The organism is Psychrobacter glacincola (genome assembly GCF_965118485.1).
Classification (GTDB): Bacteria; Pseudomonadota; Gammaproteobacteria; order Pseudomonadales; family Moraxellaceae; genus Psychrobacter; species Psychrobacter glacincola_D.
Window position 1 is genome coordinate 1 of sequence record NZ_CBCPJH010000051.1, and the last position, 13,586, is coordinate 13,586.

Sequence of the window (13,586 nt, forward strand, 5' to 3'; positions counted from 1 at the left end):
ATAGATAAAAGGGCTCAAGAACACTACTCGATGAAAGATTAAGCTTTTATTTTTGACGCTCATTTTTAAAATGAGGACAGCTCTTACTTCGCTCGATTAGATAAAATGACGCCAACTGTGCTTAACACGATGCCGCACATCATTGCGATTGATAAAGACTCATTGAGTATTAATGCTGCGAGTAAAGCGGTTAATCCAGGAGACAAGGAGCCAAGCAATAAGGTGCGAATGGAACCGAGCTTGTTGACCGCATAAGAAAACCCAATGGTTGAGACAATACCAACACCAACGCCCTGTATTAAGATAAAAGGTAGGGCATCGTCAAACGAAACAGCCCCGAGGTTGGTCTCTAAAAGTCCAGATAGAATCATCACTAATGTCACCAAAAATGCGGTATAAGAAAGGACGATAGCAACCGCTACTGGACTCAAACTCGTACTTTTTAAACCTAATGTGTAACCTGCCCAAACCAAACTCGCAATCACTAGAAAGGTCATACCCTGTAGCAGACTATTAGGTGTTGGCCCTGCATTTCCCACCATCATCGTGGCTACGCCAAAGAAAATAATCATGAATGCCAAAAATTTCTTTAGCGATATACGTTGGCGATAAAAAACAAAGGATAAGAGTGCGGCAAAGAATACTGGCGTCCCTGTCAAAATAGTACCAACGTAAGCTGCAGGAGCAGTGCTCGCGCCAAAAGTGGCAAGCAACAGAAAAGGAGCACCGCCAAATAAAATAAAAATGGCATCAGCCCCTCTAATGTTTCTGATTTCCTTCAAACTAGAGAATACCCAAGGCGTCAATAAAAGTAATGGCACGCTAAATCGAATGACCATGACATCAGCAATGCTTAACGACGATGCCCCGACCGCCCTTACCGTTAATGCAAAGCCTGACCAAATCAATATCACAACAATCATCGCCGCATAGCCTTTCATCAGCGGAGATAGTGTAAACAAGGGGTTTTTACGTGAGGAGGGCTGAGAAATGGTATTCATATGGATGGCTTATGCTTGTATATAAAGCCTAATTATCAATCAAAAATCGCGCTTTTATCTCTATTCATTTATTGCAAATCTATAGTTATTTAGCGGATAATGCCAAATAATATAGAATTATTGGCTGAAAACACCAGAAAGGCAATATATGGACAGAATCGACCGTCATATTTTGGAAGTGCTTCAGAAAGAAGGACGTTTATCAACAGCTGAATTAGCCGAGCGCATTGGTCTGTCACCCTCACCTTGTGCTAGGCGCCTGAAACGTTTAGAAGATGAATTTTATATAGAGGGTTACCAAGCGAACATAAATAGAGCTAAAGCTGGCATTACGATGAGCTTTTTTGTGGAAGTCAGTCTGAGCAACCATCAAGAAGGATCGATTACAGCCTTCGAACAAGCGTTATCCGAGATGGATGAGGTAATCAATGGACATGTTGTTTCGGGCCCTTATGATTACTTATTGGAAGTAGTCAGCGCAGACCTCAATGATTATGAAGAGTTTACTCGTAAATTGCATAAGCTTACTAGCGTTAAAGGCATACATACCCACTTATCAGTGAGAAAAGTGATTAATAAAACAATGTTGCCTATTTTTACGTGATATGGTAGGTAATCATCCCAATCATAAGACACTTATCAAATAGAATTAAGCGCGTGGTTTAGTTTCTGCATTGGCGTAAAACCGCCATTGCCCATATTCGGGCGCTCGTGATTGTAGTGATATAACCAATCTTCAGCTTGCTGACGAACTTGATCTAAATCCGTAAACAGCTCTTGATTCAACCAATCATAGCGCATCGTTCTATTATAGCGTTCAACATAAGCATTCTGCTGTGGATTTCCAGGCTCAATATAACTGATCATGATGCCTTGTTCTATCGCCCATTCTTTTAGGGCGTTACTGATTTACTCAGGTCCATTATTACATCTTACTTGAACAGGCTTACCTCGACATTCAATCAGCTGGTTTAAACTGCGTATGACTCTTTGAGCGGGCAGTGAGAAGTCAATCTCAACGGTTAGAGCTTGACGGTTGTAATCATCAATGACATTAAATAGTCTAAAGCCTCTGCCATCAGTTAGCGCATCGTGCATAAAGTCCATACTCCACCTTTGATTGGGTTTTACAGGTACAGCGAGTGGTACTGGTTTGGCGCGCTTAATGCGACGCTTAGGTTTAATTCTAAGGTTCAGTTCAAGCTCACGGTAAATGCGATACACGCGCTTATGGTTGTATGGTAGCCCCAGTACATTACGCAGGCTTAAAAAGCATAAACCAAAGCCCCAGTTTTTGTTCTGTTGGGTCAGTTCTATCAGAAGGTCCGCTATCTGATTATTCTCATCAGAGGCGACAGACTTATGATAGTAGCAGGTCACGCTGATATTAAAGATTAGGCAAGCTCTGCGGATACTGATGCCATGCGCTTTAATATAGTGACAAGCCAAAGCTTTGCGCCTGATGGGCGCTACCACTTTTTTGACATGGCGTCCTGCAATATGTCGGATTTAAGACATTCATCAGCGTACATCTTTTTTAATCGAGCATTCTCAACTTCAAGCTCTTTGAGACGAGTGATAAGCGCAGCATCCATGCCACCATATTTAGAACGCCAGTTGTAAAAGGTGCTTTGGCCGACATTGTGCTCACGGCACAAGTCAGCAATAGGGACGCCTTGTTCTGCTTGTTTGAGGATGTTGACGATTTGGTTGTCGCTAAAGCGTGTCTTTTTCATAGGATTCTCCTGCTGATGTATTTTAGCAGCTAATCTCTATTTCTAGGTGTTCTTATTTATTGGGGGGATTACCGCATGACCATTCGAGAAGCTGCGCTTTTTTATGGACTTAGTACCAGCACCATTCATAGTTGGCAGCAGAATTTAGCTCCTAAAACCACCAGAAATAAAGCACCGACTAAAATACCTGATGACGCCTTGATTGAAGACGTAAAAAAATACCCAGATGATTATAACTATGAAAGAGCTCGTCGCTTGAACTGTAGTAAAACGGGCATCTTCAATGCTCTAAAGCGTCTTGGTATCAGTCAAAAAAAAGACCTTAGAACATCCAAAAGCCTGCCCGATAAAAAGAGCGGCGTATCAGAGTAAGCTCAATAGTTTTACGCAGCAAGGCTATCCCATTGTCTATATGGATGAAAGCGGCTTTGAGGCTGAAACCATTCGTTCTCATGGCTATGCACCGATAGGCAAACCTTGTACTGATCGCTACAACTGGCAAGCAAAAAAGAGAACTAACGTCATCGGTGCTCTTTATAACAAGATGCTGTTTGCGCTTGATTACTTTGAACAGAATATCAATAGCAATATATTTTATGACTGGTGTAAGTTCACACTTATTCCAAGTCTCAAGACTAAATGCGTGATCGTTATGGATAACGCTAGGTTTCATAAAAGCAGACGTATCCAAAAACTGCTCAACAGACATGGTCATCGCATTCTATGGCTGCCACCATACAGTCCTGATCTAAATCCTATCGAGAAAAAATGGGCACAGGCTAAGTTTCTGCGCCAAGGGTGGATGGAGAATAATCTACCTAAACTGTTTCATGATATGGGCTATATCGATTTTATAAAGACTTAACTATAACTAACACATTCCTCTAATTGAATATCTTGACACCACTCTTTGTACTCAGGATTATGTATGAGTTTCTTTTTTGAGAGATCATCCTTACTATCGATTATCAATTTTTGCAGTTGGTCCGGACTATAGGCAAAATCAAATGTCATTTTAAATAGGTCAAATTGAAGCAAACAATCTTCATTAGCATGAACATAATCATATGAATTTTCAATGTTAACTAGCAGTAAATTTTTTCTCATTAAACGGTCTAATATTTTAGCGTCTAGACTATATGAGGGTGATAATGGAATGTTTAGATTATCAGATAGTGAGATAGTTGAACGGAGATTATCTGTTCCCAAGCATGTTAGAACAGCGACTAATAAGTAATGATCAATAATGTCGATATCACCCAAACTAGGAACTGAATATAGCTGAGTCTGACGGAACTGCATAAGCTGATTTATAAAGGAGTTTTCTTTTATCAACTGTTGCTGCAGAGCGCTTTCGTTGCCATCACGGCGACTATCTTGTTGCCTACGATAAAAAGCCTTTAAGTAGCAATTTTCACACTCCCAACTATCCAAATATGGGCTTATAAATTCTGCACGGTTACAGCAAATTTTTGCAGTACTACAATTTACACATCGGCAGTCGAGTATTGTGAGATAAGCATTATCCTCAGCAATCCTCGTAATTTCCCTATATGTCAGACCAAATTCATCACCTATTTCTTTACAGCTGTAAATAAAGGGATTCTTAGTATTATTTTTGATTCTCAACCAATACTTATCACAGATAGTCTTGGCATCTTCTGTGATATCTAATTTATACGCTACTTTAGTTTTCATGGTCATCCTCTTAATACCGACTATATCCCGTGGATATTATAGCGAACCACTGTGAGTATTGCTATTTTTAACAGTGGTTAATGTTATGACGACAGATAAACGTATGGTAGCTTTTGGGAAACGGGTGCGTGAAGTGAGAAAATCAAAGGGGATATCTCAAGAAAAATTAGCCGAAATGGCTGGGATTGATCGAAGCTATATGGGTAACATAGAGCGTGGTGAAAAAAACATCACACTCAAAAAGATCTATGAAATATGTGATGCACTGCAAATTGATATAAAGCTTCTGATTTAAATCATGACTTAATGATTAAGATCTAGAACGCTCTCAGAGCACGATACAAGGATTATTAATTTTCATGATGAGCTGTGGCTATAAGTTGCCTAATGAGTACTAGAGCATCGTCTAAGACTGTTTAAAGTCTATCGACCAACACACTCGTTCTAATTGTATTTAATTAGTCTTTAGTATTGGAACTTAAGCCTTATTTTTCTATATCGGTTAATGGAGTTTAATCGTTAAAATTCACTCAATTTTATTAACTTATCCACAGAAAAATTTAAAAATCTCTTTAAAGGTTTTTATTTAATCTTGTTTAATCTTGTTTAACCCTGTTTACTCTTGTTTAGAGCAGTTTTTCCCTTTTATAATCAACAGCTTGCAACGCCGTATAACACTAAATGATGTGGGATAACACTAAATGATGTGGGATAACACTAAATGATGTGGGATAACACTAAATGATGTGGGATAACACTAAATGATGTGGGATAACACTACGCATAACAATATTAATTTAATTATTGTTATGCGTAGTGTTATTAGGTTATACTCATTAACACTGAGTGAACGGGTGCATATGAAATGAAAAATAATCTTGTAGCAAAATCTAATGATTTAATTGTTGCTAGTTATGAATTGACGAGAAATGAACAACGCCTATTATTAGCGTGTATTAGTCAAATAAATAGCCAACCCAATGCGTCTGAAATCACAATGCAAGATGAATTTGTGGTAACTACTGAGCAGATGAAACAGCTATACAAGGACTCTAGTAAAGATAATGTTTACAGGGATTTGAATGTTGTTGCAAATAACCTTTTCGAAAGAGAAGTTAAGATAGCACTACCTGATAATGAAATGCTACGGACACGTTTTGTATCAAGCGTCTTATTCCAACCTGAAAAATCGCAAATAACTGTCACATTTGCCCAAAAGATACTTCCTTACCTAACCCAGCTGAAGAAGAATTTCACACGATATAGACTTGCTGATACTGTTGAGTTAACGAGTATTTATGCTATTCGACTCTATGAAATGGTCGTCTGTTGGCAAGGGCAAAATAGATGGAGTGAAACTGTAGATTTAGGTGAATTTAGATATATGATGGGATGTGTTGATAAGTACAAACAGTTTGGACAGTTGCGCCAGTCAGTTATTGAAAAAGCAGTCGAGCAAATAAATGAAAATACTGCTTATAACGTCAGTGTTAAATATCGCAAGATAAAACACACATATAAAAGCGTAACTTTCAGTTTTTATAAAAAAGGTGCTATCTCATTAACAGATGATAAAGGCGCATTATCGCTAGATAAAATTAGACGTATTGTTCGTTCAGCGCAATTTACGGCAGACTATAACGATCATCAATTGCTGTCGGTTGAGGCTAGAGATAGCAATGAAGCGTTTTGGGCTAAAGCAGAACAGTTAATAGCAGAGAGCCCAAAAGAGTTCTCTAAGCGACCATTTGATGATTATCTAAAAATAAAAGCAGATTAGCGGAACAGGCAGGCGATATCGTTAAGATGAACAAAGTCTTATTTAATAGCTTGATATATTGCCTGATAAACGTTAGTTTTTCTATAGTATACTCAAATACTCAAATACTCAAATACTCAAATACTCAAATACTCAAATACTCAAATACTCAAATACTCAAATACTCAAATACTCAAATACTCAAATACTCAAATACTCAAATACTCAAAATATGGAAGTTGCTCTATGAAAGTAATAGCGGTATTAAATCAGAAAGGTGGTAGTGGCAAAACGACGATCGCCACGCAAATAGCCAGGGGACTACAGCTACAAGGGCATAGTATTCTATTGGTTGATAGTGATAAACAGGGTAGTGCTAGAGACTGGAGAGCAGTTGACGAAGATAACCCAGTTCCAGTAATCGGACTTGATCGCCCAACTTTAGATAAAGATCTAAAAAGTGTATCTGACAAGGATTATGTGGTCATCGATGGCTCTCCCCAAGCAACGAGTTTAGCAGTATCTGCTATTAAAGCTGCTGACTTTATACTGATTCCTGTACAACCGAGCCCGTACGATATTTGGGCTACCAGTGATTTAGTAGATCTCGTGAAACAGCGGATAGAAATGACGGAAGGGAAGTTGAAGGCAGCCTTTGTGGTGTCTAGAGCAATCCAAAATACTAATATCGGTAAAGAAGTTGCTACTGTACTTTTGGACTATGGATTACCGGTTTTGGATACTAGAATTATGCAGCGTGTGAGTTACCCGAACAGCGCATCATTAGGTAAAACGGTGTTTGATACAGAAGCATCTAATAGTAATGCTGTACAAGAAATGACAGCTTTAGTGAATGAAATAAAAGTGTTTTTTGATGAGGGGTAGGATATGAGTCTGGCAGCAGGTAGACCAAGTAAAAAAGCAAAAGATGAGCTCGATTTATCAGATGTCTCCGATAGTCCAAAAAAAACAGTTCGCGTAAACTTTAATCTCGATGAAGAAATGTATATTAAGCTGAAAAAACATGCTCTTGATAGTCGCAAGACAGTGACGCAGCTACTTACTGAAATGATCGATGAAAAAGTGATTGAGCGGTAGATGAAGATAGTCTGAGAATGGGGGGGGGGGATTTTCAACGTTGAAGGGTCAAGCGATAAAAAATTAAGATTTTTTCAAAATGAATGTTTCGTATTGGTCTGCAATGACTTGGTTAGTCCCAGCTGGCCAGGCCCTTAAAGCGTAGGAATTGGATATGGTAAATCTTATTAAAAAAGATGCTTTGCCATATCCAATTCCTATATATTCATATCTTGATCTGCTGGACTAAAGCCTTTCTATTTATCACTTTTTAAAAAAATCGTCAATATTATAATTTTTACCTGCATCTTCATCAAAGTCACGTATTCGCTTTTTAGCTACGTAGGGTTCAGTTTTAAGTTGGTCTTTTATCTGAGGCTCAACCTTACGTTGATTGCTATCCTCTTTTGAAAAATTTTTAAATTTCTCATTGTTCTTATGTTTATGATAGCTTTTGCTGACAGCGCCACGACCTATAGATATTTCAAATTTCTTTTCTACTAACTTAGAGATTTCTTCAAAAGTATGTACTGTATGTGGGTTATCACGTTCTTCGATAATAAAAGCTATAGCAGCATCACTTAGCTTTCTTCTATTTTCTTTTTTCATATTTGCTCCTTATTTGCCTTATACATAGTCTTTGCTACCTAATACTCCTTAATGCTACCTAATGACACCTATAATAAAGGATTTTCAAATATATTGATGCTTTTTTACTACCTAATGCTACCTAATAACCCTTAATACTACCTAATGACACCTAATTCTATTTTTAACAATAAAATTCCTAGCAAGTTGACAGTATTAGAGTCGGAAGATGGATTTATAGGGTGTAGAGGAGTAAAAGACTTGATTGCAGGATAGGCTACCGCCGTCGAAAATGGGGCATTTTCGTATTATCGTTCATTGATTGTTGGTCAGTAATTAGGGTTTCAGATCAGTCTAAGCCTCAAGCTAATCTCAGTCTTGTATCTGCTGATACAAGACTATTTCAAAATTTTGTTAGAGGCTTAATAATTTATTGTTCTTTTTCAGCCCACAATCAGGCAAGTTCAGACCTGATCAGACGGGAAAAAGCGGCACAACAAAAGAGGTGATTACACAAGAGTAATCACCTCTTTTGTTCTACTTATTTCAAACAAATAATCGATCTCACAACTCCGTCGAGGTAAACGCGCCGTGGCGATGCGCAAGTTCATCGTCAGGTAGAATAGGCGCAATCGCATCCCATAACTCAACCACATGGCCCTCCTCAATACGCCACAGCTCGCAGAATGAATGACGCTCACCGCCAATCGATCCTTCAGAGTGTGTCAATACAAAGTTGCCGTCAGCGACAGTACGATGTAGCGTGTCATAGGTCAGTGCACCGTCATCTTGTTTCAGCTTCTCTAAAAATTCAATCATATTCGTAACACCATCAGCGATATCACCGGAGTGCTGCGTGAATGTCCCATCCGGACGAGCGAAATTGGTCATGGATTGGTAATCCTGAGAGTGCAGAAAAGTGTCCCATACTTCCTTCACAAGTGCACGATTAGTCTCAGTGTCTACCGATCTATCGACCTCAGTCGGTCCGTCCAATTGTGTGTGTCCAGACTCATTTGGAGGTGTCTCAGTGACCAGTCCATCCCAATGTTCAATGATTTTGCCATCAGCAACGCGGTAAATATCGAAGCCGACGTACAACTCATCTGGATCTAGCCCTGGGTAAGAGCCATGGAAGGCGACCAACCCATTTGCCTCATCCACTAATACACGCGCCACGTCATGGCGCATATTTGGAGCGCCAGCAACAAGATCTCTCAAACCTTGTAATCCATTAGCAACGAGCGGTGAATGCTCGACGTAATCAGGCGAGAAGTTGCGATCTAGAGTAGTTACATCGTGTTCGGTAAATAGTTCTCGGTCGGCCGTAACCACGAGTTCACGAATATCCGTCATGTCGATTTTCCCCTTCTATATAATATTCTTATGCTACATTTGTAGTCATTCCAACGAGCTCATAACGTGCTTGAGTCGGGTATACTCCTCTACACCATACCTAGACAAATCCTTGCCGTAGCCAGAGTTTTTAAAGCCACCATGGGGCATCTCTGCAACAAGGGGGATATGGCAGTTGATCCAGACACATCCAAAATCTAAGTCTCTCGATACTCGCAACGCTCTAGCATGATCCTTCGTCCATACTGAAGATGCTAGACCGTACTCTACGTCGTTGGACATGCGTACCGCCTCTTCTTCCGTCGAGAACGTCTGCACCGTTATAACGGGTCCAAAAATTTCGTCCTGAATGACCTCATCTTCCTGACGTAAACCATCGACTACAGTAGGCTCAAAGAAGAAGCCTGACATATCTTTGGCTCGCTTACCTCCAGTTACTACCTTAGCATGGTCAGGCAGACGCCCTAGTAAACCCTCAATCCGCTCAAGTTGGTTTGCATTATTAAGAGGCCCGTACAGAATATCTTCTTTCTCAGGCGTTCCGTAAGTCGTGGCTTTAGCAGCCTCGACTAGCTTAGCAAGGAAGTCATCATGGACTGACTCCTGAACGAGGATTCGGGTGGATGCCGTGCAGTCCTGACCGGCGTTGAAAAAACCAGTTTCAGCGAGGTTTGTAGCGGCTGCTTCAAGGTCTGCGTCTTCAAAAACTACACACGGGGCCTTACCACCTAACTCCAAATGCACTCTAGTTAGATTCTTCGCTGCAGCTGCAGCGACTGCCATACCTGCTTGTACGGAGCCAGTGATTGCCACCAGCCCAGGCACCTTCGAGCTTGATATTAAAGCACCGGTTTCGCCATCACCTAGTACTACGTTAAATGTACCTTCAGGTAAGAATTCTGCTGCAATCTCCGCCATCAATAGCGTGGAATCAGGCGTAGTATCTGACGGCTTTAGAACAATCGTGTTTCCAGCCGCAAGCGCAGGCCCTATCTTCCATATTGCCATCATTATTGGATAGTTCCATGGAGTAATCTGCCCAACAACGCCGATTGGTTCGCGACGAAGTGCTGAGTTAAAGCCTTCCAAGTACTCACCTGATGGAGCACCGTTGAGCATACGTGCTGCACCCGCAAAGAATCTTAATTGATCAATACCAGTATCTACTTCCTCTGAAGCAACCAAATACTTTGGCTGACCAGTATTGCGTACTTGAGCCTCTACTAGATCGTCACGACGTGCCTCTAGAGCATCAGCGATCTTTAGCATTGCTGCTTGCCGTTCCGAAGGAGTAGTACGTCCCCATGTGGCTGTAGCAGCTGCGGCTGCCGCGTATGCTTCCTCGACGTCTTGTTTATTGGAAATCGGAGACTTACCAATGCTCTCTCCGGTCGTTGGGTCAATTAAATCGAAGTTCACTGAGCTGTGTGACTTAACGTATCTGTTGTTTACGAAGTTCTGACGCTGACTCATTATGTGCTCCTGATATATATGATTGATAATCATCAAAGCTAGCACGGTTCATATAGAGTTGCAAACGATAGGCAAATATTGAACCACCCCAACTTTATCGGAGGCTATTTATTTCAGTTAGGCCACTTGGTCTAACTGGCTAAGGTTATCGTAATACCGTTTTTTAAACTCAAAAGGTGAGACATACCCTATTGTGCTATGCAGTCAGATTTTACTGAATCTGAAAAGTGTTAAAAGTTGATTTAGCTTTGCAAAATGCGGGATGATCTCAAATAGGCCGCTTAAAACAATCTACTATTACACTATACCCAAAACATAAAACCTCTAAACGATAATTTATCTATCATTTGACTTGTCTTTGATATTAAATGATAGTAATATCTTGCTATTATCAATGAACATTAATAATTAAGTTTAAGTGATAGAGAGGCATTATGACCGTTCGTATTTATGTGAGAGCCAGCACTAAGGATCAAGACGCGACCCGAGCATTGGCTGATTTGATTATGTTCAGCAAAAGCTATGATGATAACTTCGTTGATTACGTTGAGCATTTTAGTGGCACAAAGCTCGATAGACCCGCATTAGCCAAGCTGCTAAAGGACGCTGAGCAAGGCGATATTTTGCTGGTTGAAAGCGTGGATAGATTAAGCAGATTATCTCAAGATGATTTTGCAATTCTAAAGCAGCGTATCAAAGATAAGGGCTTACGATTGGTAGTGGCTGACCTACCAACGACACATACGGTAAGTAAGGGCATGACAGGTGAGATCCTAACAGTGATTAACCATATGCTGATCGACTTGTTAGCAACGATGGCAAAGCTTGATAATGACAAGCGTAGAGAGCGTATCAAGCAGGGATTGGCTAACAGTGGCTATAAGCCCGCCGGTAAGAAGCCTAATACAACTAAACACAATCGTATTAGAGAATTGGCCAGTCAAAACAATATGACAAAAGAGGAAATCGCTAAGGCGGTTGGTGTTGGGGTAGCTACCGTTTATCGAGTGTTGAAAAAAGCAGTTCGTTAATACTAGGCTGTTTTAGATGGTCTATAAATATGTTTGGAGACCCTAAAGGGTGACTCCAGTGGGGTTTAACCTACTATTGACGACTAGTAATAGTATTTGCATGTATTTTAACCAGTTTATCGTTATCAAAAACTAGAGCGCCATAATCCTCATAAGACCAGTAATCAAGCTTGCCGATAGTATTTAGTTTAAGTAGAATATAAAGTTTAACTCTCACATCAAAAGACTATGTCTAACAAATTACAACGTCAAAAACTAACTCTTCCCAATGATCATAAAAAACTTTTATTACATTCTTGCTGCGCCCCGTGTTCAGGAGAAGTGATGGGGTAACCCTCCCAAACTTAAGACACTTATCAAATAGAATTAAGCTGCCTGATTTAGCTTCTGTATAGGCGTAAAACCGCCATTGCCCATATTTGGGCGCTCATGATTATAATGGTATAACCAGTTTTCTGCTTGTGCGCGTACCTGCTCTAGATTATCAAACAGCTCCTGATTTAACCAATCATAGCGCATCGTTCTGTTAAAACGCTCCACATAAGCATTTTGCTGTGGATTGCCAGGTTCAATATAACTTAAGATGATGCCTTGCTGCTCAGCCCAGTCTTTGATCGCATTGCTGATGTATTCAGGGCCGTTATCGCATCTTATCTGCACAGGTTTGCCTCGATACTCAATAAGCTGATTAAGACTGCGTATGACCCTTTGCGCCGGTAGTGAGAAGTCAATCTCAACGGTGAGCGCTTCACGGTTGTAATCATCAATCACATTGAACAGTCTAAAGCCGCGGCCATCTGTTAAGCTGTCGTGCATAAAGTCCATGCTCCAGCTTTGGTTGAGCTTATCAGGTACTGCTAATGGTATTGGTTTAGCGCGTTTAATTCGACGCTTGGGCTTGATTCTAAGGTTGAGTTCAAGCTCGCAGTAGATGCGATATACCCGCTTATGGTTGTAAGGAAGTCCCATGACGTTACGCAGGGTTAAGAAACATAAGCCAAAGCCCCAGTTCTTGTTCTCATCGGTCAGTTTGATAAGTAAGTCGGCTATCTGCTTATTCTCATCCGTTGCTACTGACTTGTGGTAGTAGCAGGTGACGCTGATGTTAAAGATACGGCAAGCACGGCGTATGCTAATACTACGATCTTTAATATAGTGACAAGCCATCTGACGGCGCCTTTGGGGCGCTACCACTTTTTTGTCATGGCATCCTGTAGAATATCGGACTTAAGACATTCGTCAGCATACATCTTCTTTAGCCGAGCATTTTCAACTTCAAGTTCTTTTAAGCGCGCAATCAAAGAGGCATCCATGCCGCCATACTTTGAGCGCCAGTTATAAAAGGTACTTTGGCTGATGTTATGCTCACGGCATAGCTCGGTGATAGGAACGCCTTGTTCTGCTTGTTTGAGGATGTTGACGATTTGGTTGTCGCTAAAGCGTGTCTTTTTCATAGGATTCTCCTGCTGATGTATTTTAGCAGCTAATCTCTATTTCTAGGTGTTCTTATTTATTGGGGGGATTACCATGGAAACGCTAATTCAATCTGGAATAGATTTTTCTATATTTTTTTATAACCCTAATATTCACCCAATCAAAGAATATGAGATTCGTAAAGAAGAAAACATTCGTTTTGCAAAGAAACACAATATACCTTTTATTGACTGTGATTATGATATAGATAATTGGTTTGAACGAGCCAAAGGTATGGAAAATGAACCTGAAAAAGGCATTCGTTGTACCATGTGTTTTGATATGCGTTTTGAACGTACTGCTTTATATGCAAAGGAAAATGGCTTTAGCCTTATCAGCAGTTCATTAGGTATTTCACGTTGGAAAAATATGCAACAGATCAATGATTGTGGTC

General features: G+C 40.3%; 14 protein-coding genes and 2 pseudogenes. 9 read left to right on the forward strand and 7 right to left on the reverse strand.

Translation table 11 applies throughout. The annotated features are described in order from the left end of the window. Positions 1 to 83: 83 nt before the first annotated feature. Positions 84 to 1,001 (reverse strand): DMT family transporter, encoded by a 918-nt coding sequence (locus ACMHKH_RS13660; RefSeq protein WP_227676802.1) that lies wholly within the window; start codon positions 999 to 1,001, stop codon positions 84 to 86. 148 nt (positions 1,002 to 1,149) lie between these two features. Here ACMHKH_RS13660 and ACMHKH_RS13665 point away from each other — a divergent pair, with 148 nt between their 5' ends. Continuing rightward, positions 1,150 to 1,605 carry an Lrp/AsnC family transcriptional regulator gene (locus ACMHKH_RS13665; RefSeq protein ID WP_413521185.1) on the forward strand — a complete coding sequence of 152 codons (456 nt, stop codon included), beginning with the start codon at positions 1,150 to 1,152 and terminating at the stop codon, positions 1,603 to 1,605. A gap of 35 nt (positions 1,606 to 1,640) precedes the next feature. On the opposite strand, the pseudogene ACMHKH_RS13670 reads toward ACMHKH_RS13665, so the two are convergent. Further along, positions 1,641 to 2,737, reverse strand: a pseudogene (locus ACMHKH_RS13670) (IS3 family transposase). A gap of 75 nt (positions 2,738 to 2,812) precedes the next feature. Between ACMHKH_RS13670 and ACMHKH_RS13675 the strand changes: the two are divergent. Together ACMHKH_RS13675 and ACMHKH_RS13680 are read left to right on the forward strand one after the other, a co-directional pair. Then, positions 2,813 to 3,109 (forward strand): IS630 transposase-related protein, encoded by a 297-nt coding sequence (locus ACMHKH_RS13675; protein WP_413521186.1) that lies wholly within the window; start codon positions 2,813 to 2,815, stop codon positions 3,107 to 3,109. Next, positions 3,036 to 3,602, forward strand: a complete 567-nt coding sequence (locus ACMHKH_RS13680) for an IS630 family transposase (protein WP_413521187.1) — start codon at positions 3,036 to 3,038, stop codon at positions 3,600 to 3,602. The genes ACMHKH_RS13675 and ACMHKH_RS13680 overlap by 74 nt, the downstream gene beginning before the upstream one ends. Here ACMHKH_RS13680 and ACMHKH_RS13685 read toward each other — a convergent pair. Next, positions 3,599 to 4,435, reverse strand: a complete 837-nt coding sequence (locus ACMHKH_RS13685) for a hypothetical protein (RefSeq protein ID WP_413521188.1) — start codon at positions 4,433 to 4,435, stop codon at positions 3,599 to 3,601. The two genes, ACMHKH_RS13680 and ACMHKH_RS13685, sit on opposite strands and share 4 nt — an antisense overlap. An 85-nt stretch (positions 4,436 to 4,520) precedes the next feature. Between ACMHKH_RS13685 and ACMHKH_RS13690 the strand changes: the two genes are divergently transcribed. The 4 genes from ACMHKH_RS13690 (at position 4,521) to ACMHKH_RS13705 (ending at position 7,292) form a co-directional block, all read left to right on the forward strand. Continuing rightward, positions 4,521 to 4,730 carry a helix-turn-helix domain-containing protein gene (locus ACMHKH_RS13690; RefSeq protein ID WP_181717901.1) on the forward strand — a complete coding sequence of 70 codons (210 nt, stop codon included), beginning with the start codon at positions 4,521 to 4,523 and terminating at the stop codon, positions 4,728 to 4,730. Positions 4,731 to 5,300: 570 nt separating this feature from the next. Further along, positions 5,301 to 6,215 (forward strand): replication initiation protein, encoded by a 915-nt coding sequence (locus ACMHKH_RS13695; RefSeq protein ID WP_413521189.1) that lies wholly within the window; start codon positions 5,301 to 5,303, stop codon positions 6,213 to 6,215. Positions 6,216 to 6,440: 225 nt separating this feature from the next. Continuing rightward, positions 6,441 to 7,079: a ParA family partition ATPase gene (gene parA / locus ACMHKH_RS13700; RefSeq protein ID WP_413521190.1), complete on the forward strand. Its 639-nt coding sequence runs from the start codon at positions 6,441 to 6,443 to the stop codon at positions 7,077 to 7,079. A gap of 3 nt (positions 7,080 to 7,082) precedes the next feature. Beyond that, a complete protein-coding gene (locus ACMHKH_RS13705; RefSeq protein ID WP_413521191.1) occupies positions 7,083 to 7,292 on the forward strand; it encodes a plasmid partition protein ParG in 210 nt (69 codons plus the stop codon). 243 nt (positions 7,293 to 7,535) lie between these two features. Here the strand turns inward: ACMHKH_RS13705 and ACMHKH_RS13710 are convergent, their stop codons facing one another. The 3 genes from ACMHKH_RS13710 to ACMHKH_RS13720 form a co-directional block, all read right to left on the reverse strand. Next, entirely contained in the window at positions 7,536 to 7,880 is a 345-nt protein-coding gene (locus ACMHKH_RS13710) for a hypothetical protein (RefSeq protein WP_413521192.1), read from the reverse strand. Between the two features lie 543 nt (positions 7,881 to 8,423). After that, the gene (locus ACMHKH_RS13715; RefSeq protein WP_413521196.1) at positions 8,424 to 9,221 is read right to left on the reverse strand and encodes a nuclear transport factor 2 family protein; all 798 of its coding nucleotides are present in this window, start codon (positions 9,219 to 9,221) and stop codon (positions 8,424 to 8,426) included. Positions 9,222 to 9,260: 39 nt separating this feature from the next. Then, complete coding sequence (locus tag ACMHKH_RS13720; RefSeq protein WP_413521193.1) at positions 9,261 to 10,688, reverse strand: gamma-aminobutyraldehyde dehydrogenase; 1,428 nt, start codon at positions 10,686 to 10,688, stop codon at positions 9,261 to 9,263. Between the two features lie 434 nt (positions 10,689 to 11,122). Between ACMHKH_RS13720 and ACMHKH_RS13725 the strand changes: the two genes are divergently transcribed. Then, positions 11,123 to 11,719 (forward strand): recombinase family protein, encoded by a 597-nt coding sequence (locus ACMHKH_RS13725; RefSeq protein WP_413521194.1) that lies wholly within the window; start codon positions 11,123 to 11,125, stop codon positions 11,717 to 11,719. A 366-nt stretch (positions 11,720 to 12,085) separates the two neighbouring features. On the opposite strand, the gene ACMHKH_RS13730 is transcribed toward ACMHKH_RS13725, so the two are convergent. Next, positions 12,086 to 13,173, reverse strand: a protein-coding gene (locus ACMHKH_RS13730) for an IS3 family transposase (RefSeq protein WP_413521195.1) whose coding sequence is annotated in 2 segments (ribosomal slippage) — positions 12,086 to 12,921 and positions 12,921 to 13,173 — 1,089 coding nt in all. Because the reading frame shifts where the segments join, the coding sequence is not laid out codon by codon here. A gap of 64 nt (positions 13,174 to 13,237) precedes the next feature. On the opposite strand from ACMHKH_RS13730, the pseudogene ACMHKH_RS13735 reads away from it, so the two are divergent. Then, positions 13,238 to 13,586, forward strand: a pseudogene (locus ACMHKH_RS13735) (epoxyqueuosine reductase QueH); the annotation flags it as partial.

Coding starts and splice junctions, on each gene's coding strand:
- ACMHKH_RS13710 (WP_413521192.1), bottom strand. CDS start 7,880: ATGAAAAAAGAAAATAGAAGAAAGCTAAGTGATGCTGCTATAGCTTTT.
- ACMHKH_RS13720 (WP_413521193.1), bottom strand. CDS start 10,688: ATGAGTCAGCGTCAGAACTTCGTAAACAACAGATACGTTAAGTCACAC.
- ACMHKH_RS13725 (WP_413521194.1), top strand. CDS start 11,123: ATGACCGTTCGTATTTATGTGAGAGCCAGCACTAAGGATCAAGACGCG.
- ACMHKH_RS13665 (WP_413521185.1), top strand. CDS start 1,150: ATGGACAGAATCGACCGTCATATTTTGGAAGTGCTTCAGAAAGAAGGA.
- ACMHKH_RS13695 (WP_413521189.1), top strand. CDS start 5,301: ATGAAAAATAATCTTGTAGCAAAATCTAATGATTTAATTGTTGCTAGT.
- ACMHKH_RS13685 (WP_413521188.1), bottom strand. CDS start 4,435: ATGAAAACTAAAGTAGCGTATAAATTAGATATCACAGAAGATGCCAAG.
- parA (WP_413521190.1), top strand. CDS start 6,441: ATGAAAGTAATAGCGGTATTAAATCAGAAAGGTGGTAGTGGCAAAACG.
- ACMHKH_RS13705 (WP_413521191.1), top strand. CDS start 7,083: ATGAGTCTGGCAGCAGGTAGACCAAGTAAAAAAGCAAAAGATGAGCTC.
- ACMHKH_RS13660 (WP_227676802.1), bottom strand. CDS start 1,001: ATGAATACCATTTCTCAGCCCTCCTCACGTAAAAACCCCTTGTTTACA.
- ACMHKH_RS13690 (WP_181717901.1), top strand. CDS start 4,521: ATGACGACAGATAAACGTATGGTAGCTTTTGGGAAACGGGTGCGTGAA.
- ACMHKH_RS13675 (WP_413521186.1), top strand. CDS start 2,813: ATGACCATTCGAGAAGCTGCGCTTTTTTATGGACTTAGTACCAGCACC.